This is a genomic window from Kushneria indalinina DSM 14324 (assembly GCF_003385845.1).
Lineage (GTDB): Bacteria > Pseudomonadota > Gammaproteobacteria > Pseudomonadales > Halomonadaceae > Kushneria > Kushneria indalinina.
The window spans coordinates 95,377-121,259 of sequence record NZ_QRDJ01000007.1 but is presented as its reverse complement, the minus strand read 5'-3'; the positions used below and the strand labels follow the sequence as shown (position 1 = coordinate 121,259).

The window sequence follows — 25,883 nt, the reverse complement described above, 5'->3', positions numbered from 1 at the left end:
TCCTGTAATCCTTCAGCGCTGCCGGCAGCCGTCAGTGACCCGCGGGTGCATCGGCGGCAAACCAGTGTTCCTTGAGCGTCTGGCGCAGCGCCTTCTTGCTGATCTTGCCCACCCCGGTCTGGGGGAAGGCCTCGAGAAATTCAAAGCGCTCGGGCACCTTGTAGTTGGCAAGGCCCCGATCGCGCAGAAACCGGGCCAGTACCAGCGGCTTTGGCGTTTCGCCGCGCGGTACGACAAAGGCGCAGACCCGCTCACCCAGATAGGGGTCGGGCATGGCCACGACCGCCACGTCATGAACGTTGTCATGCGCCAGCAGCTGGTTTTCGACCTCCTCGGCCGCCACCTTCTCGCCGCCGCGGTTGATCTGATCCTTGTCACGCCCTTCGACAATCAAATAGCCATCCGGTGTCATCTGGACGCGATCACCGGTGCGATAAAAGCCCTCACGCGTGAAGGCGCGCTGGTTGTGGGCACCTTCAGGCTCATCGCCGCCGGCGGGGGCCACAAAATAGCCCGGGATGGTATAGGGCCCGCGGGTGATCAGATGGCCCACGCCGCCCGGCGGCACCGGCTGATCGTCGTCATCGACCACCAGCACTTCATCAAACGGTGACATCGGATGGCCCTGGGTGGTGTTGATCAGCTCGATGGGGTCATCAAGGCCGGTGTAGTTGACCAGCCCTTCGGCCATGCCAAAGACCTGCTGCAGCCGACAGCCCAGCGCGGGTGCCACGCGGCGGGCCGCCTCGCTGACCAGCTTCGCCCCGCCCACCTGCAGGATGTCGAGACTCGACAGATCGGCCTGTGCGTGGGCGGCGCTGTCGAGCCACAGCATCGCCAGCGGCGGCACCAGCGAGGTCATGGTGACGCGCTCGCGCGCGATCAGAGCAAAGCATTCGTCCGGACTGGGGCGGGGCGCAATCACCAGCCGGCCACCGCCGAGCAGCACGCCGAGAAAGCCCGGCGAGCTCATGGGGAAATTATGCGCAATCGGCAGCGCGATCAGGTAGACCGTCTCGGACGTCACGGCGCAGGCGCGATTGCTCTCGCGCAGGCTGTAGTGATAGTCGTCATGACGCCGCGGAATCAGCTTGGGCACGCCGGTGGTGCCGCCGGAGAGCTGGAAAAAGGCCAGATCGTGGGCGCTGGGCACGTCCTCGACCGGCTCGCCTTCATGCTCATAAAGGCTGTTAAAGGCGGTAAATTCCTCGGCCTCGCCACAGACGATGACCTGCTCAAGCGTCGGCACCGTCTCGCGGACCTCACGGGCCATGGCGCGATAATCAAAGCCGCCGTCGCGATCGCAGATCAAGAGCGCGCGTGCCGTGGCCGCGCGACAGAAATGCTCGACCTCGAAACGGCGATGCGCCGGCAGGGCGAATATCGGCAGTGCACCGAGGCGAAAGAGGGCAAAGCAGGCCACCACGAACTCATGGCGGTTGGGCAGCTGAATGACCACGCGGTCACCGCGCTCGATGCCCGAGCGCGAAAGGCCGCGGGCGAAGGCGTCCACGCGCTGATCAAGCTCGGCGTAGCTCAGGCGCAGGCCGCCATCGGCCAGCGCTTCACGCGAGCCGTGCTCGCCGGCCAGGCGGCGCAGCATGGCGCCGAAGGTTTCGTTGATCCAGCAGCCCTTGTCGCGGTACAGACGCTGGCGCTCAACCGGGTAATCCGGGCAGCGGGCAATAATCTCGTCAAGCGTGGCGCGCCGGGTAGGCGCAGGTGTCGGGTTCGTCATGATCAGGCAGTCGTATTCGTTGAGCCGCAGCTGCTGTCTGAGACAGGTAGCGCATCGTCTTCGTAATCAAGGCCCATGGCATCCAGCATGGTCCGCATCTTGGCCGCTGTTTCTTCCAGCTCGCCCTGCGGGCTGGAGCCCGGCACGACGCCGGCGCCGGCAAACACGCGCACATGCTCGGGGGCCAGCTCGGCGCAGCGGATGGCAATGGCCCACTCGCCGTCGCCGGCTTCATCACACCAGCCGACCAGCCCGGTGAAATAGCCGCGCTCGAAACCTTCCAGTGATTTGATCGCCTGATGGGCATCCTGCCAGGGCGCGCCGCAGACGGCAGGTGTGGGGTGCAGCGCGGCGGCCACGCCAAGCGAGGTCAGGCTCGGGTCGGCCAGTTCGCCTTCAAGGGTGGTCGAGAGATGCCACATGCGATCGGTGGCAATCACCTCGGGGCCTTCCGGGATATCCAGCGTGCGGCACAGCGGGCGCAGGGCAGCAACGATCGCATCCACTACCAGCGCATGCTCGCGCAGGTCCTTGTCGGAGACGCGAAGCCCGTCGGCGCGACGCTGATCTTCCCCTGCGTCACCGTGACGCGGGATGGAGCCGGCCAGCGGGTTGGCAATCACGCTATTGCCCACGCGGCGAATCAGAAGCTCGGGGCTGGCGCCCACTAGGCTTTCGCTGTTGCCGGTCGGCAGAGCAAAGTTATAGCCCTGCGGGTTGATGCTCAAAAGGCGCTTTAACAGGGCCAGCGCGTCCACCGGGCCCTGGGTCTGCACGCGCAGCGACCGGGCCAGTACCACCTTATTGAGCGCGGTGGTATCGAAAAGAGTTAGGGCACGGTCCACGGCGTGGCAGTAGTGCTCGGGGGCCGGCTCGGGTGTGATCGAGCGGGCCCGGGTCTCCAGCGGTGCGCCGGTCGGGCGCTGCCCGGACGTATCGGGCGCGGCGCGCAGCAGCTCCGAGGGGATGAAAAGGCGTGCGCTGTCAGCGTGATCAAACGGGATCAACCCCATGATGACGGGATCAGGATGCCCCTGGCGTCGGGCCGTATCGAACAGCTCCCGGGCCGTGTCATCCAGCGTCTGCGGCCGGGCATCCGGCGTCTGGCGTTGATGGGCCATGCCGCGGCCGAGCAGGGTCGTGGCCGGTGAAGAGAAAAAGGCATCATTCGGTTTGAGGCCATCAAGCAGTCCCCAGGGGGCCTGGGCAAGCGGTAACCGGGAAGGGAAAGGCTGATTCACGTTGACTCCTGACAAGTCGCGTTGTCAGTGGACGGGCACCGGAAGAGGTCATGCGGTGCAGTAACAGAGCGCCACTCTAGCCCAAATGAGAAGCATTATCAAAATCATTTGTGCTGACAGGAGGACCTTCCCGGGTGGCTTCACAGGCCCGGCGCAGGCGCCGGCACGATCGGCTATGCTTGCCCCCACGTCAGAACACGCTGGTCAATGCGACCCATCACAGGAGTGCCCAATGCAGGACTTCCCTCGCCATTTGAGGCCCGCCGACAGCAGCGAATGGGCCGATCGGCTGGCGGCGACCAGCTTTTTCAACGCGCTGCTGCGTGAAACCACGCACTGGTGGCTGGAACAACAGAGCAGTGACGAGATCGCCGTGATCCCCCTCACGCGTGCCCGCGACATCTGTTTACGCGTCTGTCTTGAGCATCGAAGCCTGTCGGGGCGCTGCCGGGTCAGGCTGCCCCTGACGCTGGCAACGCCGGACGACCTTCAGATCATCTCCCTTGAGCAGGCGGTTGAAGCGCTGCTGGAAAGCCCCTGGCTGAGCGATCATCCGCTGGTGGGCACGCTGGACGCCACGCGGCGCGAGACGTTTTTCAATAGCGTGATGGGCAGTCGCAACACCATCGCGCAGGCGCTTGCCGGGCGCGATGACCTGGCACATCTCATTGAAGGGCCGCTCGGGTTTCTCGACGCCGAGCAGGGGTTGCTGGTCGGCCACGACTTTCATCCGGCGCCCAAGTCGCAGGCCCCTTTTGATGCCGAGCAGGCGCGGGAGTATACCCCCGAGCATCGGGCGAGCCTTTCACTGGTCTGGTGGGGCGTGTCGTCGGCGCGCGCGGTGGGCCATTCCAGCCGCGAAACCGCCGCGGCCGCCCTGATGTACGACCTGCTGCCCGAGACGCTGGCGACCCGGCTGCCGGTGGGCTTCAGCGCATTGCCCATGCACCCCTGGCAGGCCCGCTTTCTGCAGCAGCGTGAGGATATCGCGGAGCTGATCGAGGCCGGAGAGCTGATCGTGCTGGGCGAGGAGCGTGATGACGGTGGTGACGCGCGGCGCTGGCACCCGACCTCTTCACATCGCTCGCTTTATTGCCCCCAGGCGGATTGGATGGTCAAGGGCTCGCTGTCGGCGCGGCTGACCAACTCGCTGCGGGTACTGCACGGCGATGAGGTGATGCGCGGGCTGCGTCTGGATCGCTGGTGGCCGAAGGTCAGCGAGACCATTCGCGAGCACTTTCACCTGATGCAGGAGCCGGCCTGGCTGGGCTGGAAAACCGATGACGGTGATATCGACGAGGGGAGCCTGGCGCTGTTGCGGGAAAATCGCATTGCAGGCCCGAATGCTTCCAGCGTGGTGCTTGCCACGCTCACCCAGCCGCTGGGAGAGGCCGGACAGACGCTGCTGGCCAACGGTGTCAGGCGCCTGGCCGCGCTTGACGGTATCAGCGAGCGCGAGGCGGCGCTTGTGTGGTTTGACGCCTTCTGCGAACGGGTGCTCTCACCGCTGATTCGGCTGGTGGTCGAGGAGGGCATCGTGCTGCTGGCCCATCAGCAGAATATCGTGGTGCGCCTGGAAAACGAGCGCCCGACGGGCGTGGACTATCGCGACTGCCAGGGCAGCGGCGTCACGGATCATTTTCTGGCCCGCCACCCCGAAGAGCTCGTCAGTCAGGACCATCGCATCAGCACGGCGATGCTCAAGCGCTATTTCCCCTACTATGTGCTCGTCAATTCGACACTGGCGGTCACGGCGGCGCTGGCCGAGGCGGGGCTGGTCGACGAGCGTGTACTGCTCACGCATCTGCGCGATCACCTGACGGCGCTGCGCCGCCGCTGCCGTGACGGCGATACCACGCTGCTCGATCACCTGCTGACGTCGACAACGCTTGAGGTCAAGAGCAACTTCTTCTGTTATCTGGCCGGCATCAACGAATCCACGCTGGATGATCCGGCGAAGATCTATCTGGACATGTCCAATCCGCTGATCGAGACACCCACACCCTGAACCATGACTTTGATATCGCGAGAAACCACCATGTCCAGCCGTGACGATCTGTCGGCCAGCGAGACGCTGGCCCCTTCACCGGCGCGAACACTTCTGGAAGCCATCGATCACCATTTCGCGAGCCATCCGGCGTGTCGCCTGCTGATACTTGATGACGCTTGGCGCGCCGACCCGCACTGGTATCCGCTGTGCCAGGCCATGGGTGCTGCGCGGGTTCTGCGTGAAAGCTTCTATCAGCGGCCGTGGCATTGGCTTAAGTCCGACTACGCCGCCCAGCCCTTCGAGATCGAGCTGGGCCGGCCGTGGCGTCCAGTCAAGCCGCGGGACGTGGTGTATGAACGCATCGACCCGCGGCTGGGGCAGCGCCTGACCCTGCGGGCCTGTGACCACGAGCACGATCTCGATCGTGTGCATCAATGGATGCAGCGCGAGCGGGTGGCGCGTTTCTGGCAGCAGAACAAGCCGCGTGACGAATTCAGCGACTGGCTGGACCAGCGGCTGGCCGAGCCTCACCGCCTGTCATTGATTGCCGAGCTGGACGGCGAGGCGTTTGGTTACTTCGAGCTCTACTGGGCACCCGAAGACGTGCTGGGTGAGTATTACCCCTGGCAGGCCTTTGACCGCGGCCTGCACGTGCTGGTCGGTGAGGAGCACTTTCGCGGCGCGCACTTCGTGGATGGCTGGCTGACCGCACTGCAGCACTACGCGTATCTGAGCGAGCCGCGCACCGAGCGCATCGTGCTGGAACCCGATGCCGGCAACGAGCGCATCTTCCGCCATCTCGAGCGGCTGGGTCTTTTCAGCCAGCGGGAATTTGATCTGCCCGACAAGCGCGCCATGCTGGTCATGGGCTGGCGTCATCACTTCTTTGGCAGGGTCATGTGATGTTGTCTGAACCTTCCCGGTCGACACCGGCGGCATCGATACTGCCGACGCAGCTTGCCGCCATCGACCCTGACGAGGCGATCCGCCGGCACTGGGCGCGCGCCAATCGGGCGCTGATCGCCAAAATGATCAGCGAACTGGCGTACGAGCAGGTGCTGCTGCCCGAGGACGATGGAAAAACCGAGCGCGATAACAAGGGCTGGCGGCTTGATATCGACGCGGTCGGCTCTGATGAACGCAGCACCTCGACGGGGAGTCACGCCTGCGGGCGCTGGCATTTTCAGGGCCGGACCAATCTGTGGGGGCAGCTGCTGATCGACCCCGAGAGCCTGTGCGGGCCGACAGGCGCGGGCGAGGTGCCGGAGGCGGCCGAGTTTCTGCTGGCGCTCGCCCCGGGTATGGGCATGAACGATGCCCAGCTGGCCGAGCATCTCGAGGATCTTTACAACACCCTGCGCGGTGACTGCTATCTCATCGAGGTGCATCAGCGCCTGGGCGCCGACGCGGCGATTCGGCTTGCCGAGCCCCAGCGTCAGGCCGTGCTCGATGGCCACCCCAAATTCCTGTTCAACAAGGGACGACGCGGCTGGGGCGTTGAGTCGCTGATGCGCTACGCCCCGGAGTATGCCCACCCGTTTCAGGTCGAGTGGCTGATGGTGCGCCGCGAGCGGCTCAAAAGCAGCCGCATGGCCATTGATGAGGCGGTGCTGCTCGACAGCGTGCTGGAAGAGGGTGACAAGCGTGCCCTGCTGGCGGCGCGTGATGGCAAGTGTGCGGTGCTGGGCGAGCGGGCCGAGGCGTTTGCGCTGATGCCGGTTCACCCGTGGCAGTGGGCGCGCATGCTCTCCATGCTGCATGTGGGTGATATCGGCCGCGGCGACATGGCCTGGCTGGGCGCCTTTGGCGATCACTTTGTGGCCCAGCAGTCGCTGCGCACGCTGACCAACGCCAGCCGCCCGGGGCGTTATGATCTGAAACTGCCGATCACCATCATGAACACCTCGAGCTATCGCGGCATCCCGGGGCAGTACATGCTGGCAGGCCCGGCCGCTTCCCACTGGCTGCAGGCGCGCGCGGGAGATGACGAAGAGTTTCGCCGCGCCGGGCTCGAGGTGCTGGCCGAGCCGGCGTCTGCCGTGGTCGAGCACCACCAGTACGGCCGGCTGGATGAGGCGCCGTATCGCTTTCGCGAACTTTGTGGCGTGATCTGGCGCGAAGGGCTGGCCCCAAGGGTGGGAGAGGGCGAGCATGCCCTTTTGATGTCGGAGCTGATGCAGTGCGACGCCCGCGGCCGGGCCTGGCTTGCCGCCTATATCGAGGCCGCCGGCATGGAGGCCGAGCAGTGGCTTTCCCGCATGTTCGAGGCCACGCTGATCCCGATGTATCATCTGATCTGCCGGTTCGGGGTCATCATCATCGCCCACGGGCAGAACCTGACCCTGATTCTGCGCGATGGCGTGCCGCATCGGCTGGCGCTCAAGGACTTTCAGGGCGATCTGCGCCTGGTGGACGAGGACTTTCCCGAGGCCCGTGACCTGCCCCGTGAACTGGTCGATGTGACCGTGCGTCTGGGGCCGGAAAAGCTGATTCACGATCTTCAGACCGGCCATTTCGTGACGCTCTTGCGCTTCGTGGCGCCGCTGGCCGAGCAGGCAGGTGTGAGCGAAACGCGCTTTTATCAGCTCTGTGCGAAAGCGCTGGGAGATTATATGGCGCGCCACGAAACACTGCAGTCCCGCTTTGACATGTTCAGCCTGTTCAAGCCGCGCATCCTGCGCCTGGGGCTTAACCGCTCAAAGTTTCTGCATGCCAATGACCGTTCGGCGGCACGCATGCTGCCGGACATGGATCACTTGATCGACAACCCGCTCTATCACTGCCTGAGTGACGATGACCCGCTGCGCCGCCATGGTGAGGCGGCGCTGTCACGTCAGGGAGCGTAATCACCCGAGATATTGCCCAACATGGCTGATACCCCCGAGCTTCTGGATCTGGCCGGCATCGGCGCCGGTCCGTTCAATTTAAGCATTGCTGCACTTGGCGCCGACCATCTGCCGGCGCTCTCCCTGCGCTTTTTCGACCGTCAGGCGCGCTACGCCTGGCATGAGGGCATGATGCTGCCGGATACGCATCTGCAGACCGGTTTTCTCAAGGATCTGGTCACGGCGGTCGACCCGACCAGCCGCTGGTCGTTTCTCAATTATCTGGTCCAGCATCGGCGCTTTTATCGCTTTTTGAACGCCGAGCTCTCCACGGTCTCGCGCGCAGAGTTTTCCGACTACCTGCGCTGGGCCGCCGAGGGGCTTGATAACGTCTGGCTCAATCACAGCGTGCGCGAGATCGATCATGACGGTGAGCACTTCCGGCTTCAGACCGATACCCGCACCTTCCGGGCGCGGCATCTGTGTCTGGGCGGCGGCAAGGCGCCCTGGCTGCCGGCCTTTGCCCGCGATCATCAGAGCGAGCACTGCCTGCACGCCGAATCGATTGCCTGGCGCGCGCGCGATTTCACTCACCAGCGCGTGGTGATTGTCGGCGGCGGCCAGAGCGGAGCGGATATCTTCATCAACGCCCTGCGCGGCCACTGGGGGCCGCCGAAATCGCTGCACTGGCTGTCGCGTCGGCGCAACTTCCAGCCGCTGGACGAGACCGCCTTCACCAACGAGTACTTCACGCCCGGCTATACCACGCAGTTTGCCGAGCTGGATGATGACGTGCGCCGGCGCGAGGTCAGTGCGCAGAAATACGCCAGCGACGGCATCACGCCCGCGGCGCTGACCGAGATCTATCAGACGCTCTATCACCGCTTTGATGTGATGCACGAGCCGCGCTGGGCGCATCTATTGCCCCACCGTGAGGCGGTGGACATGACGCGGGCGGGGGGGGCCTTCGTGCTGGAGGCCCGACACGGCACCACCGGCGTGCTTGAGCACTTTGACGCCGATGTGGTCATTTTTGCCACCGGCTTTGAATCAAGTCTGCCCGAGTGCATGGCCCCGCTGGCCGATCGGATCGGGCGTGATGCGCGCGGCGAGCCGACCATGGGGAATCATTTTCTGCTCGACTGGCAGGGCGGCGGCGACAGTCGCATCTATGCCGTCAATGCCGGACGCACCCGCTACGGTATCGCCGAGCCGCAGCTGTCGCTGATGGCCTGGCGTTCGGCGGTGATTCTCAACCACCTCAGCGGTGAAGCGCACTTTGATCTGGAAGACGACCCCGGTCCGATCGACTGGTCGCCGCAATCAGCATAACGGCAAGGTGAGCGCGAGCCATTCAGGGCACACTGTGGCCCTGTTCGTTCGTCAGGGGTGCCTTTCGAAGGGCACGCACAGCAATGAACCAACCCATCGGCGCCGATGTCACAACCATCGACGACCTTCGGACAAGGCAGTGCCGGGCACTGCGCCACCGACCAGACAGGACATGAGGACCATGAACAATCAGGCGTTACGCAAGCGGGCAATCGTGATGTGGGCAGTGGTGTCACTGCCGATTCTGTGGCTTTTTGCCGTGATTACCAGTCCTGCCTTCGGCATCTTCCAGATCGTGAGCTTCGCGCTCTTGCTGGTGTCGGCCGCGGTCACCTTTCACGTGCTGACCGATATTCTCTGGCGTCGGGGCGTGGGCTATAGCCAGAACACGTTCTGGCAGCGGCTGGATAAATCACTGCGTCGCGCCGTGGGTGGCTACGTTTTCTGTCTGGCAGCGGCGGCGCTGTATGCCCTCTTCCAGAACCCCTTTGTGGCGGCTGTGGCCTTTTTGCTGGCCATCTTCGGGGTCTGGTGGATTCTCGGCGGCATGCTGCACGTCATGGAGCAGATGTATGAAGACGAGCTGCGCACGCGCCGTGAGGCCAGCATCGCTCGTCGCGAACCCACCAAGGACACTGCCGAGCAGGACAACGCTCAGGCCTGAGCCGGCTGCTCATCCGCTCGGGTGGTTTTCAGTCGCGGACAGTTGCCGCACAGCCCGAGCGAATCATCGAGATACCGCAGGCAGCACATGCGACGACAGCGCCACGGCTCGGCCGCGCCGCTGTCGTCGACCACGTCGATATAGTCCACCGGGCGGTAGAACGGGTTGCGCTGGCGGTCCGGCAGCTGGCGCTGCGCCATCATGGCCCGGGCCCCCTGAATCTCGAAGTCGCTCGCCAGCCCCTGGCGTTCCAGCTCGTTAACGGCAAATTCGAAATAGACCGCGGCATTGCTCCACAGCACGCGAGGGGAGAAGTGCACCTTGCGCGCCAGGGTGTCGATCAGCGGCGTGAGATGGCGTGCGATCAGCGGACAAAAGCGCGCGCAGCCGTTGTCCAGACTGATGGTCCCTTCATGCGGCAGCACGAATCGTTCGGGCGTGCCGTCCTCGGCAAGCACCACGCCCATGTCATCAAGGCTGGTGGGCAGGTGAACATCCCGGCAGAGCTCGACCACCGTAACGGGGATGATCAGCTGGCTAAGGTAGTGCTTTGACCACTGTGTGGCGACCGCGCGGCGCTCACAGGGGCCGTGATGGTCGCTAAAGCGCGTCAGTACCCCTTCAAGCACGTCCTGCTCCAGCAGCCGGCGCACGGGCATGACCCCTTCCACGCCCGCCCCTCGACAGGTCAGGGCAGCGCCAAAGCGCGCCAGTCGCTCATTGAACAGGGCGTCAAACATGACGGTTTCCCTCCGGGGGTGCCGACTTTAGGTGAGTCCGGCATTCATGTGTGAATGAGAATTATTCTAGCAATGAAACCGGGGGTGTGCAGTTGCTCAAGTGCGCGTGTTGCTGGACCATGGTCAGTCATTGCCACCTCACAGGAAGCGCCTGCATGCAGTCATCCGGGAAGTATCGCGTCGTATTGTTTGATTTTGACGGCACGCTGGCCGATTCCGAGAGCGCCCACCACCGGGTATGGAACGAGATTCTCGGTGAGATGGGCGCCCATATCGATGATGAAGAGTACAAGCGGGAAAGCTCGGGCACCCCGGTCACCCAGGAGGTCGAACGGCTGATTCGTACCCGGGGACTTGAGATCTCGCCGCAGGCGCTGGTCGATCTCAAGGTCGAGCGTACCGTGGCAAGCTTCACCGAAACGCCGATCGCGCTGATGGAGCACGCCCTCGAGATCCTCGAGTGGTGTCGGGCCCGTGGCCTGGCCACGGCGCTGGTGACCGGCAGCGGCCGCGAGGAGATCGCCCCGACCATCGAGCATTACGATCTCGCCGGGTTTTTTGACCACGTCGTGACCCGCAACGACGTCACGCACTCCAAGCCCCATCCGGACTGCTATCTGAAGGCGCTGGGCCTGTGCGGCATCGAGGCCGCTGAAGCCGTGGCGATTGAAGACACCCGCCACGGCGTGGACGCTGCGTGCGCCGCCGGTATTGACGTGATTGCCATTCCCAACGCCTATTCGCGCGGTCAGGATGTCAGTCGTGCCACGGCTCGGCTGGAGAGCCTGGTGCAGGCGCGTGACTGGATCGATGCGCGTCGCGCGCCGCGCTGACCCGGCATGGATCATCGACAGCTCGGCTTTCTGGTGGCGCTGGCCCGCGAGCGCCATTTCGGCCGCGCCGCCACCGCCTGCAACGTCACCCAGCCCACGCTTTCGGCGCGGCTCAAGCAGCTGGAAGAGGAGCTGGGCTGTGCGCTGATCATTCGCGGCCACCGCTTTGAGGGGTTTACTCCCGAAGGCGAGCACGTGCTGAGCCACGCCCGGCGCATTCTCGCCTCGCTCGATGAGCTCAACGCCGAACTCGACCCCAAAAGCCCGCCCAGCGGCTCGTTGCGCCTGGGTCTGATTCCCTCGGCGCTCGGCGCCGTCAGCCGCTGGATCGTGCCGCTGCGCGAGCAGTACCCGGCCCTGTCGCTGCGGCTGATGGAGCGGGCAACCCTGCCGCTGATGCAGTCGCTGATGGAGGGCGATATCGACGTGGCGGTGGGCTATCTCGATGTCCCGGCCGCCGAGCCCTTCGTGGCGCGGCGGCTCTATATCGAGCGCTATGCGCTGCTGGCGCGCGAGGACCGCTTTACGCTGCCGGACAGACCCGTCTGGGCCGATATTGGTGCCTTTCCACTGTGTCTTCTGACACCGGACATGCAGCAGCGCCATCGGGTGGACATTCATGCCCGCCGCGAGGGCGTGACGCTTGCGCCGGTGCTGGAGACCGAATCCATGGCATCGCTTGAGCGGCTGGTCGAGCAGGGCGCCGGTGTCGGCATCGTGGAGCAGCACAAACCCGCCGCCGGATACCCGCCGGGGCTGATACACCGCCTGCTGCCGGCCACCGAGGAGGACCCGCCGGTGGGGCTTTTGTGGCGCGCCGGGGCGCCGCCCTCGCGCCGGCTTCGGGCGCTTCTGGAGTGGCTGCGCGAGCCCTGAGCGCCTCCTGCAAATTCATCGTCGATTGATGATGCTCAAGAACTTGATGACGTTGACGGATTTGATAGACGCCATCGATCAATTCATGTCGCGGCTCCATTGGAGCGCGCCGCGAGCGCGGCGTTAAACTACCCCCACTCGCCATCCCGTGCAGCGCCATGCAGGACGATGTCCCGTTGCGGGCATCGCATTCATTGTCATGATCGTCTGCCAGAGGAGTCGTATTGCCATGTCGCTTTCCGAGTACGAGGACGCTACCAAAACCCCCGGCGAGCAGCTCAACGGGCCGCCGGAGCTGCCGATCACGCTGTCCTTCAACGAGACCGCCTATGCCTCCGTGCTGGCCACGCCCGAGGCGCTGGAGCACTGGGCCATCGGCTTTGCCTTCAGCGAAGGCATGATCACCCGCGCCTCTCAGGTCAGCGAGATCACCACCGATCGATTGCGCCATGGCGTGCGGGTGCGTCTGAACGTGGCGGCGCACATTGAACGCCTGGCCGGCGAACGCCGCCGCGTGACCTCGGCCTCGTCAAGCTGCGGGCGCTGTGGCAGTGCCGAGGAAGCGCAGATGATGGAAGGGCTGCAGCGTCTGCCCGCCAGTACCCCGCCGCCGCCGGCACAGCTTGAAAGGGCGCTCGAGCAGCTCTCGAGTGAAGGCCAGCCCGGGCTTCACATGGCGCTGGGCTTTGACGGTGACGGTCAGCGGCTTGGCACCGGGGTCGATATCGGCCGGCACAACGCACTCGACAAGCTGATCGGTGCCTCGCTGGTCGAGGACCGCCCCCTGTCGATGGTGCTGCTGTCGAGCCGCTGCAGCCTGGAGCTGGTGCAAAAGGCGGTACGCGCCGGCATTCCGACGCTGGCCACGCTGTCTCATCCCTCAACGCTGGCGGTCGATATCGCCCGCCTGTGCGCGCTGAATCTGATCTGCTGTCATCGAGGCCGGCGTCTGACCCTGCTCAGCAGCGGCTGATGCCGCGTCTGCCCGCCCTGGGCGGCCTGTATCGATGTCTTGTGTGACCTGTCTGCTCAAACCGTCTGACATAAAGAGTTTTCCGTGACCCAATCCAGGGAACGCATTTTCGAATATACCCACCCGGCCGCCGGCTGGGGCGCGCTGATCTCCGTTGGTCGGCATCTGCGTCACAGTCGTGCGCCTATCTCCAACGTGCGGGCGCTTTTAAAGCTCAATCAGCCCGACGGCTTTGACTGCCCGGGCTGTGCGTGGGGCGACCCCGAACACGCCTCGTCGTTCGAGTTCTGCGAAAACGGCGTCAAGGCGATCACCTGGGAGACCACCGCCAAACGGGTCACGCCGCGCTTTTTCAGACGCTGGTCGGTCAGCGAGATGAAAACCTGGGACGACTATCGCCTGGAGGATCAGGGGCGTCTGACCTCGCCGATGCGCTATAACCCTGAGACCGACCACTACGAGTCGATCGACTGGGAAGCGGCCTATCGCCTGATCGCCGATCGTCTCAAGGCGCTGGATCATCCCGACCAGGCGCTTTTCTATACCTCGGGCAAGGCGTGCAACGAGTCGGCCTGGGTCTTTCAGCTGCTGGCGCGTTTGTACGGCACCAATAACCTGCCGGACTGCTCCAACATGTGCCATGAGGCCAGCGGCACCGGGCTTTCCGAGGCATTGGGTACCGGCAAGGGCAGCGTGCTGCTGGAGGATTTCGAGAAGGCGGAAGCGATCTTCACCTTCGGCCAGAACCCGGGCACCAACCACCCGCGCATGCTGGGCACCCTGCGAGAGGCGGCCGACAACGGCTGTCGGATCGTGGCGTTTAACACCTTGAAAGAGCGCGGGCTGGAGCGCTTTGCCGACCCGCAGCGCAAGCTGGAAATGGCCACGGGCGGCAGCGGTCGTATCAGTTCGCTCTATCTCTGTCCGTCGCTGGGTGGCGACATGGCCGCCATTCGCGGCATGGCCAAAATCGTGTTCGAGCGCGACGACCGGGACGGCAACGTGCTCGATCGCGACTTCATCGCGCAGCATACCGATGGGATCGAGGCGTGGCGCGCCGTGGTCGAGGCCACGCCCTGGGCGGCGATCGAGGCGCAGTCGGGGCTGAGTCGCGAAGAGATCACCGAGGCCGCCGAGATCTATATCCGGTCCAATGCCACCATCTGTGCCTGGGCGATGGGCATCACCCAGCACGAGCATTCGGTCGCCACGGTACGCGAGATCATCAATTTTCTGCTGCTCAGGGGCAACATCGGCAAGCCCGGTGCGGGCACCTGCCCGGTGCGCGGACACTCCAACGTGCAGGGCGATCGCACCATGGGCATCTATGAAAAGCCTGACGAGGCGTTTCTGGACGCGCTGGAAGCCTTCTATGGCGTGCCCATGCCGCGCGAGCATGGCCATGACACGGTCTCGGCCATTCGCGCCATGCGCGACGGCCAGTGTCGCGTCTTTATTGGCCTGGGCGGCAACTTTGCCCGCGCCACGTCCGATTCCCACGTCTGCGAAGCGGCGCTTGAACGCTGTGACCTGACGGTGCACATGAGCACCAAGCTCAACCGCAGCCACCTGGTCACCGGGCGTGATGCGCTGATCCTGCCGGTCATCGGTCGCGTCGAGGTGGACCGTCGCGCCGATAAAAAGCCACAGCTGATCACCGTGGAAGACTCGATGAGCATGGTTCACGGCTCGGCCGGCATCCACAAGCCGGCCTCAAAAGAGCTGCGCTCGGAAATCGCCGTGCTCACCGGCATTGCCCGGGCGCTGCTGGGCAGTGACGTAGTGGACTGGGAGGCATTGAACGCCGATTACGACCGCATCCGTGACCACGTCGCAGGCGTCCTGCCGGGCTTTGAAGATTTCAACACCCGCGTGCGCCAGGAGCGCGGCTTCTGGCTGGGCAACCCCGGCGCGCGGCGCGAGTTTCCCACCGACACTGGTTTTGCCAGGTTCTCAAACGAGCCGCTGCCCGAGGCGGTACTGCATCAAAAACTCGCCCGGCGCGAGGGCTGGCTGACCCTGCAGACCCTGCGCAGCCACGATCAGTACAACACCACGATCTATGGCTACAACGACCGCTACCGGGGCGTGGAAGGCACGCGCCGGGTGATCTTTCTAAGCGCTCATGACATCCACCGTCTGGGACTGGTCAAAAACGACTGGGTCAATCTGATCGGTGAGTCCGATGACGGGATCGAGCGCCGCGCCGACGGCTTTCGCGTGGTGGCGTACGACACGCCCCACGGCTGCGCGGCGGCCTACTATCCCGAGACCAATCCGCTGATTCCACTGGACAGCGTCGGCATCAAGAGCAACACGCCCAACTCCAAGTCGGTGGCCGTTCGTCTTGAAAAGAGTCAGCGGCTGGCCTGATGGATCTCGAGCAACTGACCCCTGAGCAGCTGTCGCGCCTTGAGCGCTGGCTGCAGCGCCACCCGGACCTTGATGGCCTGGAGGCGCTGCTGCTCGAGCGTCTGGAGGCCGGCGAGGCCGTCGGGAAAGGGCACCAGGACAGTGGCCGGCTCTCCCGCGAGCTGGATATGTCGCATGCGCTGGTGCGGCGTGCGGCGTCTTCTCTCGAGGCGCAGGGTCTGGTCGAGACCGCTTCGCGCCGCGGAGCCGGCCCCGGTCTCTGGCTCGCACTGATCCATGAGAACGCCGCTCCCCGTCCCTGAGTCTTTGCTGACATGTGCAATTCAAGGCCTGGCCGATCCCGCTTGATCTCCCCGCCTTGATTCTGCCAGCACCAGAAAGGCACGATGCAGGACATATCCAGCGTGTGGGGAGCATGCGATGTCTCGGCTCGGGTTCGGCCGGCGTCTCTGGGGGGGTGCGGTATCCGGTATGCTGATGGGGCTGATTCTGGCGTCATCGTCCAGTGCCGACGAGCGGCCGGTTCCTCCAAACAGGGATCGGTCACTGCATCTTGAACAAAAAAACCTTCCCCAACTGCGCGACATGCTTGATCGCGGTGAGGTGACTTCCGAGCAGCTGACCCGCTTTTATCTGGCCCGTATCGGCGCGCTGGATGACCGGGGACCCGCCATCAACGCCATGCTGGATCTGGCGCCCGGCGCCATCGCCCGGGCCCGCGAGCTTGACCGTCGCCGCGACGAGAGCGGTCACGGGCCGCTCTACGGCATTCCCTTTGTGGTCAAGGACAACATCGACGTCATGGGGCTGCCCACCTCGGGGGGCTCCATGGTGCTTTCGCACGCCTATCCCGAAGACAGCGCCCACGTGGTCCAGCAGCTGGAGCAGGCCGGGGCCATCCTGCTGGGCAAGACCAACATGACCGAATTTGCCGCCAGCTACGGGGATACCGGCTACAGCTCTCGCGGCGGCATTACCCGCAATCCGTGGCGGCTCGATCGCAGTGTTCTGGGCTCGAGCAGCGGTTCGGCAGCCGCCGTGGCAGCCGGATTTGCCCCCTTTGCCATCGGCACCGATACCGAGGGCTCCGTGCGCGGACCGGCCCATGCCACAGGGCTTGTGGCGATGCGCCCGACGCTGGGCCGGGTCAGCCGTGACGGCATTATTCCCCTGGCGATGTCCTTTGACACGCCGGCCCCCATGACACGCACCGTGCAGGGCAACGCCTGGGTGCTGGCCGCCATGACCGGTCGTGACGACGCGGACGAAGCCACCTGGTTCAACGACCGCGCGCCGCTGGAAGGCCTTGAGTCCCTCCCGGCGCCGGCGTCATCCACCCCGTTTGAAGGGCTGCGCGTGGGCGTGATCGAACATCGCGAGGCAGGCAATCAGCAGATCGAGGCCCACTTTGGCCAGGCGCTGCAGCGTCTTGAAGCGCTGGGCGCCACGCCGGTCAAAACCACGCTGGCGTCGCACTATCTCGATCTCTGGCCCGGCGCCGTAGGACCGGTCCATGAGGCGGAGTTTCAGCCCCAGCTGGAGCGCTATCTGCGCCAGTTTGACGAGGGTCAGCCCCATACCCTCAAGGAGATCCTCGAGCGCTGCGAGTCGCTCAACCAGTATGCGGGCGATGATCCGCCGGTCACACCGCGGCGAATTCGGGGCATGCAGTATCGACTGGACAAGCGTCTGGAAGGCTCTCCGGAGTACCTGGAGGTCATTTCACGGCGTATTCCCGAGCTTCGCGAGCATCTGACGCAATTCATGGCAGACAACGAACTCGATGCGCTGGTCTTTCCCACCGAGGCCTGTCCGGCGCCGCCGTTGGAGAGCAGCGAGCGCGAGGATTACGAGTGCACGGCCGGCGAGCCGTTTGCGCTGGGCTACATTGCCTCCGCCACCGGGTTTCCCGAACTGACGCTGCCGATGGGCATGACCAAGGCCGGTGTGCCGATCAACGTCTCGCTGCTGGGCGGCGAACGCCAGGAGGCGGCGCTCTATCGCCTGGGACTGGCCTTCATGCAGGACATCGCCGATGATGAAACGCTGGCGCTGCCTGCCATGGCGCCGCTGACCCTGCCCGGGCAGAACGCTGCCACTTTTGATCGGAGATCGCCATGAAACACTCGCTGCTCACCGCGCTTGCGACAACGGTTTTGCTGGGACTGGGCGGCTGTGCCTGGTTTGGTGGAGGCGGTGACGAGACCGCTTCAGCGTCAACGGATACTGACGCCGCCACACAACATGCCGCCAATGACGGCGTCGGCTCGGATGAGGCGAAAAAGGCCTGTGGCGCCAACCGTCTTGACGCGCTGACGGATAGCCTGCTGGATCAGGACATGCGCCAGCAGATCGTGGACCAGAGCGGGGCTCAGCAGTTTCGCGTGCTGGCAACTGACACCATCCGCACCATGGATTACCACGAGGATCGCCTCAACATTCACGTCAACGAACAGGGCGTGATTCAGTCGTTTGACTGTGGTTAATCGGTGTCGAGCATGTTGGCCAGACGCTGGCGTGCGATATGGCCGATCTGGGTCAGGCTCTCAACGATTTCGGTATCGCTGTCGCGCGGCAGGCGCGCCTCGAGCGTGGACAGGATGGTCTCGGGGCGCAATCCGGCGACGGCCAGCACAAACGGGAAGCCGTGACGCTGACGATAGGCCTCGTTGAGCGAGCGCAGCCGTTCAAGGCGTGCCTTGTCCTCGGCGAGCCCGGCGCCGCGCTGCTCGGCCTGCGACGCCGGCGTCAGGCGGGCGAGCTGGCGACTGCCCAGTTCCGGGTGGGCGCAGATCAGATCAAACTGTTGTCGAGAAGACGCCTGCCGGATATGGGCCTGGGCGGCATCGATCAGGGTATCATTGCTGACAAAGGGACGCTGCGCGGCAATGGCGCGTACGATCCAGGGGGAGTGTTCATAGAGCCCTTCCAGATGCGCGACGAATCTGTCTTCAGGCAGATGGTTAAGGGTTTCCAGCGTAACGGACATATTGGACTTTCCTTTGGTGATGAATCCTGGCAGTCTCGAGGGACAGACAGTTTGTTTTCCCCAACCCGGTAATGGCAATGACGACTCTGAGTACCCACGTTCTTGATCAGCACGGCGGTCTGCCGGCCGCCGGGCTTCACGTCGACCTGTTCGCCCACGACGCCACGACCCCGTGCGCGCATGGGGTCACCAATCAGGATGGCCGCCTTGATGCGCCCCTGCTGGAGAGCGGTGAGGGCGGGCAGTACACCCTGCATTTTCACGTGCGCGACTATTTTCTGGCCCGCGGCGTGGACTCGCCGTTTCTGGACCGGGTGCCGGTCAGCGTTACCCTGGCCAATGGGCAGTGTTACCACGTGCCGCTGCTGATCACGCCCTGGGGTTATAACGTCTATCGCGGCAGCTAGCACGCTGGGCAGCCTCATCCGGTTTCCCGCCGGGCCGCGGCAGCCGCTTCAAGGCGGCTCAGCGCCTCCCGTGGCAACCCCCGCAGTACAGGGGGCGGCGACGTCTGATCCAGCGTCAGCAGCTCGGCGACAATAGCGATGGCAATGGCCTGCGGCCGCTTGTCGCCACCGCTGTTGCCCAGCGGACAGCGCAGGGCGTCGATACAGTGCTCGGCCAATCCCCGGTCGCGCAGACGGCGGGCAAAGCGTGCCCGCTTGCTCTGCGAGCCGATCAGACCCAGTGAGGCCTGATCCTCCCGCGCCATCATGGCGGCCAGCAGGGTTTCATCAAGCGCGTGATCGTGGGTCATGATCAGACAGTGGCCTCCCGTGGGCAGCCGGGTTATCTGTTCGTCAACGCTCAGTCCGAAATGGCAGTGCGTGGTCGGGGCATGTGTCGTGATCTCCAGCGATGTCGTCGGGCGTGTATCAAACCAGTCGACGCGCCAGCCCAGCCCGCCCAGCAACGGCTCCAGCGCCTGCGCCACATGGCCGGCGCCAAAGAGAGCGATCTGCATGCCGGGCGCCGGGTAGAGTGTCAACAGCACCTCCACATGGCCGCCGCAGCACTGGCCCGAACGGGTGCCCAGCGAGAAACTCTCCAGTCGACAGCCCGATTCACCGCACGCCAGTGCCTGCCGCGCGGTCTCGATCACTTCCTGCTCAAAACGCCCACCGCCCAGGGTGTCAAAGCTCTGCGCGTCGGTCACCACCAGCTGGCTACCCGGTTCGCGAGGGGTTGAGCCGGCACTGGTCACGATCTGGGCACAGGCGTGTGATACGCCGCGGCGCTGGCAGTCGGCCAGCGCCTCGTACCAGCGCAGCCCCGGATAACCGAACTCACTTTTCAGACAGGGCATGGGTCATCTCCTTTCGCGTGGAGGGGGCGTCGTGAGCGTGCGCCTCGCGTATCGCCCGACAGGCCATCAGCACCCGCTCGGGCGTGGCCGGCGTGTCCAGCCGCGGGCTGGTATGGTCATCTGCCAGGCTTGCGATGGCGTCACGCAGTGCCGACCACACCGAAATGGCCAGCATCAGCGGTGGCTCACCGACTGCCTTGGAGCGATAGATCGTTGCCTGCGAATTGGGATGACCCTCCAGCAGGGCGACCCGGAAGTCGCGCGGTGCGTCGCCGCAGGCGGGAATCTTGTAAGTGGCAGGCCCGGTGGTAAGTAGATGGCCCTCGGCGTCCCACCTGAGCTCTTCGGTGGTCAGCCACCCCATGCCCTGGACAAAACCGCCCTCGATCTGGCCGCGGTCGATGGCCGGATTGAGCGAGTCCCCCACGTCGTGAAGGATATCAACCCGTGCTACCCGGTACTCACCGGTGAGGGTATCCATATGGACTTCGCTGACCGCTGCGCCCCAGGCGTAGTAAAAAAAGGGTCGCCCGCGCCCGGTTTTTCGGTCGTAGTAAATCTCGGGTGTGGCGTAGTGGCCGGTGGCTGAAAGCGATACCCGCCCCAGATAGGCCTGCTGGATCAGCTCTGACCATTCGATGCGCGTTTCCCCGGCACTGAGTCCGTCGGCTTCAAGCGTTAACTGCTCGCGCGGCAGGCCGCGCCATCCGGCGGCGAAGTCGACCAGGCGCTCGCGCAGGGTAATGGCAGCGTTGCGGGCGGCCATGGCGTTGAGGTCGGCCCCTGATGAGGCCGCCGTGGGTGAGGTGTTGGGCACCTTGTCGGTGCGTGTGGCGCTGATGCGCACTCGGTGATGAGCAATGCCCAGCTCTTTTGCCACGACCTGGCACACCTTGGTATGCAGTCCCTGGCCCATCTCGGTGCCACCGTGATTGATCAACACGCTGCCGTCGGTGTAGATCATCAACAGGGCGCCGGCCTGATTGAGGTGTCTGGCAGTAAAGGAGATGCCAAACTTGACCGGCGTCAGGGCCAGCCCCTTGCGGATCACGGGGCTTTTGGCATTGAAGGCGGTGATCTCGCGTCGCCTTGTACGATAGTCACTGGAAGCTTCAAGCGTCTCGATCAGCTCGCCGATCAGCGGTTGGTCGATGTGCTGACCGTAGTGGGTTTCACAGTGCGCCTCGTCATAGAGATTGCGCTTTCGCACGTCCAGTGGGTCGAGCCCCAGAGTGCGGGCGATGTCATCCATGGCGCCCTCGATCGGCATCATGCCCTGCGGGCCACCAAAGCCGCGAAAGGCGGTGTTGGAGGCGGTATGGGTCATGGCCCGATGGCCGGTCACGCGCGCATCGCCCAGATAGTAGGCGTTGTCGGCGTGAAACATGGCGCGGTCCACCACCCCCTCGGAGAGATCCGGCGAGTGGCCGCAGTTGCCGATCAGGGTAATATCGGCCCCGGTCAGGCGTCCGGTGTCGTCAAAGCCGACCCGGTAACGGTTGTGAAACGGGTGTCGCTTGCCGGTGGCCTGCATGTCATCGGCGCGCGGCAGGCGAAAGCGTACCGCACAGCCGTTGCGATGGACGGCCAGGGCCGCCATGGCGCCCAGCGCGGCGGCCTGGCTTTCCTTGCCACCAAACCCGCCGCCCATGCGGCGCACCTCGGCGACGATGGCATGCAGCGGCATCGCCAGTACCTCGGCGACCAGCTTCTGGACTTCGCTGGGGTGCTGGCTGGACGTCAGTACCCGCAGCCCGTTGTCGTCCAGGGCTTCGGCCTGGGCAATCTGGCCTTCGAGATAAAAATGCTCCTGCCCGCCGATGAACTGCTCGCCTTCGAGTACGTGGGGGGCCCTTTGCAGGGCCTTGTCCACGTTGCCGCTGGTCTGGGTGTCATCGCTCATGGCGGCGCCGCGATCAAGTGCCGGCGCCGGCAGTGGCCGCTCATGGATGTGTTCGGGCAGCACGGTCAGGCCGGCCCGGATCGAGGCAGCCGGGTCCAGCGCCGGTGTTTGCAGGTGATAGTCGATGCGGGCGTGGGCCACGGCGCAGCGGGCGTTATAGAGCGTGTCGGCCACCACGGCAAAGACCATCTGGCCGGCGTAGCGCACTTCCTTTTCGGCCAGCAGCGGGTCGCCCGGGTAGACGGCGCCGACCTCATTGTGCCCCGGGATGTCGGCGGCGGTGATCACATCAATGACCCCGGGCTGGCGGCGCACCTCGCTCAGATCCATGTGCAACACCCTGGCGCTGGAATGTGGCGAAAGCCCCACGGCCAGATGATGCATGCCCTTCGGCCCTGGCAGGTCATCGATGTAGGCGGCCTGACCGGTAACATGGCCGATGGCGCTATCATGCCCCGGCACTGCTGCGGTCGCCGTCGCACTCGGTAGACTGCCAAATTGAATCAGCTTGCGCATGATCAGACCTCCTCCAGCGTCATGGGGATCGCGTCGTGACGGCTCGTGAGCCGGTGGCAGGCCCGTGCCAGCAGCCCGGCGGCGCCCGCCAGACGGTAGTCGCGACTGGCGCGGACATCGTCGATCGGTGAAAAATCCTCGGCCAGCGCGTTGCAGGCATCGTTTAAAACCTCATCATCCAGAACCTGTCCCTCCAGTGCCGCCTCGACATGACGTGCCCGCTGCGAGGTTTCCGCCATACCACCACACGCCACCCGGACCTCATGGAGTCGTCCGTCCTCGCCGATCACGGTCCGCAGGGCCAGCATCACGGCAGAGATGTCGTCATCACGACGCTTGCTAAGCTTCCAGGCCAGCAGCTGCTCGCCATTACGCAAACGAGGCAGATAGATGGCGTCCAGATACTCGCCCTCGGTCAGCACCGTGCGTCGATAGCCGGTAAAAAAATCATCGATGAAGACTTCACGGGCGCCCCGGATGCCGTTGATTCGCAGTCGAGCGCCCAGCGCAAGCAGGATCGGTGGCGTGTCACCGATGGGGGATGCGTTGGCGAGGTTGCCGGCCAGGGTCGCCCGATGGCGAATCTGCTGCGATCCGAGGCGCTCCAGCAGGGTGTGAAAGGCCGGGTAATGTTCGGCCAGCAGCGACGTTAGCTGGTGATAGGTGACGCCGGCGCCGATCCACCAGCCGCTTTTCTCTTCCTTGATGTGCTTCAGCTCGGCGACGCTGGAAAGATCGATCAGTTCGGGCAGCGGTTTGAGGGCCAGCGTGTGCTCGAGCATCAGATCGGTACCGCCGGCAATCAGTCGCGCCTGCGGATGCTGCGATAAAAGCGTGATCAGTTCACGGCGGCTTTCAGGGCGATAAAAACCATCCGTTGTGGACCGGGCGGCGGGGGCGATATCGACCGTGTCGTCACTGACCGGAGAGGGCAGGGCATGCATGGCCCGGGCCGCGTCTCGAATGGCGCGATAACCGGTGCAGCGACAGAGGTTGCCGCCCAGTGCGGCATCGATGGTGTCATCATCGGGTGGGCTATCAAGCCCGTGATGACGGCGCTCATGATCCAGACAGAACAGCGACATGACGATGCCGGGGGTACAGAAGCCGCACTGGCTGCCATGGTGGTCGACCATGGCCTGCTGGACCGGATGAAGACCGTCACCATGGGCGAGACCTTCCACCGTCACCACATGACATCCCTGCAGCTGGTGGGCCGGCAAAATGCAGGCGTTGGCACCGTGATAGTGCAAATGGCCTGCATCATCGCGCGTACCGATGGCGATGGTGCAGGCGCCGCAGTCACCGGAGGCGCACCCCTCCTTGGTGCCGCAGGTAGCGAAGCGGTCGCGCAGCAGGGCCAGGGCGGTGGTCTGCGCCGGTATATTGTCCAGCTGTCGGGGGTGTCCGTTGAACGTCAGGGTAAGCATCGTGGATTCTCCATGGTATCCGCTGGTCATTACCATGCAATTTCCTGACCAACTGTTCAGGAAATGCGCTCGATTGTCGATTCGACCACCGGCCGGGAGTCAGGCACTATCGCGCTGTCACATGAAAGCGCCACGAGCATCGGTTCGAGCACAAGGGATGGGAATGGTCAGCAGACAACAGGACAACATGACGTCCGGAACATCCGGGGCAGGGGCCATTCGTACACGCAACCAGAGCCGCATCCTGGATGCGGCCGAGGGGGTATTTGCCGCCCACGGCTATCGGGGCGGCAGCCTGAGCACCATTGCGCAGGAGGCCGGGCTGCCCCGGGCCAATCTGCTGTATTACTTCAAGAGCAAGCGCGGGCTCTACGTGGCGCTACTGGAACGCACCATGATGCGCTGGAACCAGCTGCTCGAAGAGATCAACGTTGACGATGACCCGGCGCAGGTGTTGACATCCTTTATCCGGGCCAAGCTGGCGCTGGTGCGACGCCATCCGCAGGCGTCGCGCCTGTTTGCCGCTGAGGTGCTGCAGGGGGCGCCGATGCTGCAGGTTTATCTGCGAGGCCCGGTGCGTGACTGGGTAAATGCACGGGCGGCCATCCTCACGCGCTGGATCGAGCGCGGGCAGGTGGATGCCCGCGTTGATCCGCATGCGCTGATCTTTCTGATCTGGTCGACCACCCAGCACTACGCCGACTATGAGGCACAGGTACTGGCACTGACCGGGCGCGACGCGCTGGATGACGACGATGAGCGGCGTATCGGTGACTTCCTCTGCCACATGGTGCTCGCCGGCTGTGGTCTGACCGAAAGCGAGCACACGACTGACACCCTGTGAGTCAGGCCAGTGGTCCCCCCTCGATGGTCTTTTGCATGCCTGCCATGATATGGCGACCATCTTCCCGAGCGAGTTCCTGATACCACTGATCGGTCGCGGCAGGGTCCTGGCCATGGGTCATGTCGGCACGCTTGCGCGCGCGTAGTATGATATCGCTGACGCGGTCGACGCGGGCCTGATCATAGGCGTTCAAAGCGCCGGAAAGATCGCTGTATTCACTCAGGGCCTTTGCCAGTACCCAGGCGTCCTCCATGGCCTGACAGCCCCCCTGGCCGAGGTCGGGTGCCATGGCGTGAGCGGCATCTCCCAGCAGGGCCACGCGTTCTGCGACCAGTGAATCGAGCGGATCAATATCATGAATCGGCACCCGCGCCATCAGCGCCGGATCAAACCGCTCGATCAACCGCATGACCTCAGGCGCCCAGCCAGAGAAGTGATGTCGCAGCTCGGCCCTGTAATCGCCGCTGTCATCAAGCGCCTCCAGCGGCAGGGGCACATCAAAAAAGCAGTAGAACTCGGGCTGATGCTCGCCGTTGCCGCCGCGGCCCATCGGCATCAGCGAGACGCGTTGGTGGCGGCCGATGTATTGATCCCAGTGGTCCAGCGGGGCGAGATCATCCTGTGCCGGCACCCGAACATTCCAGTTCACATAGCCGCAGTAGCGCCGCTCGATCGTTTTCCCTGCCACGCGATCGCGAAGCCTTGAGTGGGTGCCATCGGCCACGATCAGCAGATCGGCGCGACGCGTCTGCCCATTTTCGAAACTGACCGTCACGCCATTAGCGTCCGTTTGAAAATCAACGCAGTGCTCACCGAGATGAACGTTGTCGTGGCCCACGGCGGCCAGCAGCTGACGCTGTAGCTCGCTGCGGGCAATCGGACAGGCCGGCTGGCCGACGGCGCCATAAAGCGGCGCCAGACTGAACCCGGTCAGCAGTGCACCGTCATGATTGAAATAACGCATCGCTTCCATGTTGCCGCTGGCCTGTTCGATGCTGCGCCCGAGCCCCAGCTCGTGCAGGATCTTTGCTCCGTTGGACCAGATCGACAGTGCCGCGCCTGCCGGTCGCAGTTCGCGGACCCGGTCATGCACGCTGACCTGGTGGCCTTGCTGCTGCAGGGCCAGTGCGGCGGTCAGACCGCCCATGCCGGCCCCGATAATCACGATATTCATGGTATTACCCGCTGTTATTGTTGGAAGGTAATCGGGACGCTTCGCCCCCGGTGACGTTTTCAGACTAACGTGGGTGAGTCACTTTGGAAACGGCCCTTACGGACAAAACGGCAGGCGTGCCTTTCGAGGGCATGAG

The 25,883-nt window shown here is 64.4% G+C and carries 22 protein-coding genes; 14 read left to right on the top strand and 8 right to left on the bottom strand.

Translation table 11 applies throughout. The features are described from left to right. Positions 1-31: 31 nt before the first annotated feature. Complete coding sequence (locus tag C8D72_RS07195) at positions 32-1,738, bottom strand: (2,3-dihydroxybenzoyl)adenylate synthase (protein WP_115853745.1); 1,707 nt, start codon at positions 1,736-1,738, stop codon at positions 32-34. A 2-nt stretch (positions 1,739-1,740) separates the two neighbouring features. Beyond that, positions 1,741-2,979, bottom strand: a complete 1,239-nt coding sequence (locus C8D72_RS07190) for an isochorismate synthase (RefSeq protein ID WP_211308799.1) — start codon at positions 2,977-2,979, stop codon at positions 1,741-1,743. 232 nt (positions 2,980-3,211) lie between these two features. Between C8D72_RS07190 and C8D72_RS07185 the strand changes: the two genes are divergently transcribed. The 5 genes from C8D72_RS07185 (at position 3,212) to C8D72_RS07165 (ending at position 9,790) form a co-directional block, all read left to right on the top strand. Then, a complete protein-coding gene (locus C8D72_RS07185) occupies positions 3,212-4,987 on the top strand; it encodes an IucA/IucC family protein (RefSeq protein ID WP_170140533.1) in 1,776 nt (591 codons plus the stop codon). 30 nt (positions 4,988-5,017) lie between these two features. Next, positions 5,018-5,872 (top strand): GNAT family N-acetyltransferase, encoded by an 855-nt coding sequence (locus C8D72_RS07180; RefSeq protein WP_170140532.1) that lies wholly within the window; start codon positions 5,018-5,020, stop codon positions 5,870-5,872. Further along, on the top strand, positions 5,872-7,815 hold the full coding sequence (locus C8D72_RS07175) for an IucA/IucC family protein (protein WP_115853742.1): 1,944 nt from the start codon (positions 5,872-5,874) through the stop codon (positions 7,813-7,815). Before C8D72_RS07180 ends, C8D72_RS07175 begins: the two co-directional genes overlap by 1 nt. 21 nt (positions 7,816-7,836) lie before the next feature. Continuing rightward, positions 7,837-9,126 (top strand): lysine N(6)-hydroxylase/L-ornithine N(5)-oxygenase family protein, encoded by a 1,290-nt coding sequence (locus C8D72_RS07170; protein ID WP_115853741.1) that lies wholly within the window; start codon positions 7,837-7,839, stop codon positions 9,124-9,126. A gap of 181 nt (positions 9,127-9,307) precedes the next feature. Further along, a complete protein-coding gene (locus tag C8D72_RS07165) occupies positions 9,308-9,790 on the top strand; it encodes a hypothetical protein (RefSeq protein ID WP_115853740.1) in 483 nt (160 codons plus the stop codon). On the opposite strand, the gene fhuF is transcribed toward C8D72_RS07165, so the two are convergent. Continuing rightward, complete coding sequence (gene fhuF, locus C8D72_RS07160; RefSeq protein WP_115853739.1) at positions 9,781-10,530, bottom strand: siderophore-iron reductase FhuF; 750 nt, start codon at positions 10,528-10,530, stop codon at positions 9,781-9,783. The two genes, C8D72_RS07165 and fhuF, sit on opposite strands and share 10 nt — an antisense overlap. A gap of 155 nt (positions 10,531-10,685) precedes the next feature. Here fhuF and C8D72_RS07155 point away from each other — a divergent pair, with 155 nt between their 5' ends. The 7 genes from C8D72_RS07155 (at position 10,686) to C8D72_RS07125 (ending at position 18,071) form a co-directional block, all read left to right on the top strand. Continuing rightward, the gene (locus C8D72_RS07155; protein WP_170140531.1) at positions 10,686-11,363 is read left to right on the top strand and encodes an HAD family hydrolase; all 678 of its coding nucleotides are present in this window, start codon (positions 10,686-10,688) and stop codon (positions 11,361-11,363) included. A gap of 6 nt (positions 11,364-11,369) precedes the next feature. Further along, positions 11,370-12,239 (top strand): LysR family transcriptional regulator, encoded by an 870-nt coding sequence (locus C8D72_RS07150; protein WP_115853737.1) that lies wholly within the window; start codon positions 11,370-11,372, stop codon positions 12,237-12,239. A gap of 229 nt (positions 12,240-12,468) precedes the next feature. Beyond that, entirely contained in the window at positions 12,469-13,212 is a 744-nt protein-coding gene (locus C8D72_RS07145) for a formate dehydrogenase accessory sulfurtransferase FdhD (RefSeq protein ID WP_115853736.1), read from the top strand. A gap of 84 nt (positions 13,213-13,296) precedes the next feature. Beyond that, on the top strand, positions 13,297-15,585 hold the full coding sequence (locus tag C8D72_RS07140; protein WP_211308798.1) for an FdhF/YdeP family oxidoreductase: 2,289 nt from the start codon (positions 13,297-13,299) through the stop codon (positions 15,583-15,585). Continuing rightward, a complete protein-coding gene (locus C8D72_RS07135) occupies positions 15,585-15,887 on the top strand; it encodes a helix-turn-helix domain-containing protein (RefSeq protein WP_115853735.1) in 303 nt (100 codons plus the stop codon). Before C8D72_RS07140 ends, C8D72_RS07135 begins: the two co-directional genes overlap by 1 nt. 118 nt (positions 15,888-16,005) lie before the next feature. Then, complete coding sequence (locus tag C8D72_RS07130; protein ID WP_115853734.1) at positions 16,006-17,706, top strand: amidase; 1,701 nt, start codon at positions 16,006-16,008, stop codon at positions 17,704-17,706. Continuing rightward, positions 17,703-18,071 carry an I78 family peptidase inhibitor gene (locus tag C8D72_RS07125; protein WP_115853733.1) on the top strand — a complete coding sequence of 123 codons (369 nt, stop codon included), beginning with the start codon at positions 17,703-17,705 and terminating at the stop codon, positions 18,069-18,071. The genes C8D72_RS07130 and C8D72_RS07125 overlap by 4 nt, the downstream gene beginning before the upstream one ends. Here the strand turns inward: C8D72_RS07125 and uraD are convergent. Then, on the bottom strand, positions 18,068-18,574 hold the full coding sequence (gene uraD / locus C8D72_RS07120; protein ID WP_115853732.1) for a 2-oxo-4-hydroxy-4-carboxy-5-ureidoimidazoline decarboxylase: 507 nt from the start codon (positions 18,572-18,574) through the stop codon (positions 18,068-18,070). The genes C8D72_RS07125 and uraD overlap by 4 nt on opposite strands. A gap of 77 nt (positions 18,575-18,651) precedes the next feature. On the opposite strand from uraD, the gene uraH reads away from it, so the two are divergent. After that, the gene (gene uraH / locus C8D72_RS07115) at positions 18,652-18,981 is read left to right on the top strand and encodes a hydroxyisourate hydrolase (RefSeq protein ID WP_115853731.1); all 330 of its coding nucleotides are present in this window, start codon (positions 18,652-18,654) and stop codon (positions 18,979-18,981) included. 14 nt (positions 18,982-18,995) lie between these two features. Here the strand turns inward: uraH and xdhC are convergent, their stop codons facing one another. From xdhC to xdhA, 3 genes are read right to left on the bottom strand one after another with little or no spacing between them, the layout of a single operon-like run. Further along, a complete protein-coding gene (xdhC, locus tag C8D72_RS07110) occupies positions 18,996-19,880 on the bottom strand; it encodes a xanthine dehydrogenase accessory protein XdhC (RefSeq protein WP_115853730.1) in 885 nt (294 codons plus the stop codon). Further along, on the bottom strand, positions 19,861-22,299 hold the full coding sequence (gene xdhB / locus C8D72_RS07105) for a xanthine dehydrogenase molybdopterin binding subunit (RefSeq protein WP_115853729.1): 2,439 nt from the start codon (positions 22,297-22,299) through the stop codon (positions 19,861-19,863). The genes xdhC and xdhB overlap by 20 nt, the downstream gene beginning before the upstream one ends. Positions 22,300-22,301: 2 nt before the next feature. Then, positions 22,302-23,729: a xanthine dehydrogenase small subunit gene (gene xdhA / locus C8D72_RS07100; protein WP_115853728.1), complete on the bottom strand. Its 1,428-nt coding sequence runs from the start codon at positions 23,727-23,729 to the stop codon at positions 22,302-22,304. 187 nt (positions 23,730-23,916) lie between these two features. Between xdhA and C8D72_RS07095 the strand changes: the two genes are divergently transcribed. Continuing rightward, positions 23,917-24,573, top strand: a complete 657-nt coding sequence (locus C8D72_RS07095; RefSeq protein ID WP_115854444.1) for a TetR/AcrR family transcriptional regulator — start codon at positions 23,917-23,919, stop codon at positions 24,571-24,573. A 1-nt stretch (position 24,574) separates the two neighbouring features. Here the strand turns inward: C8D72_RS07095 and hpxO are convergent, their stop codons facing one another. Next, positions 24,575-25,747 (bottom strand): FAD-dependent urate hydroxylase HpxO, encoded by a 1,173-nt coding sequence (hpxO, locus tag C8D72_RS07090; protein ID WP_115853727.1) that lies wholly within the window; start codon positions 25,745-25,747, stop codon positions 24,575-24,577. Positions 25,748-25,883 lie beyond the last annotated feature (136 nt).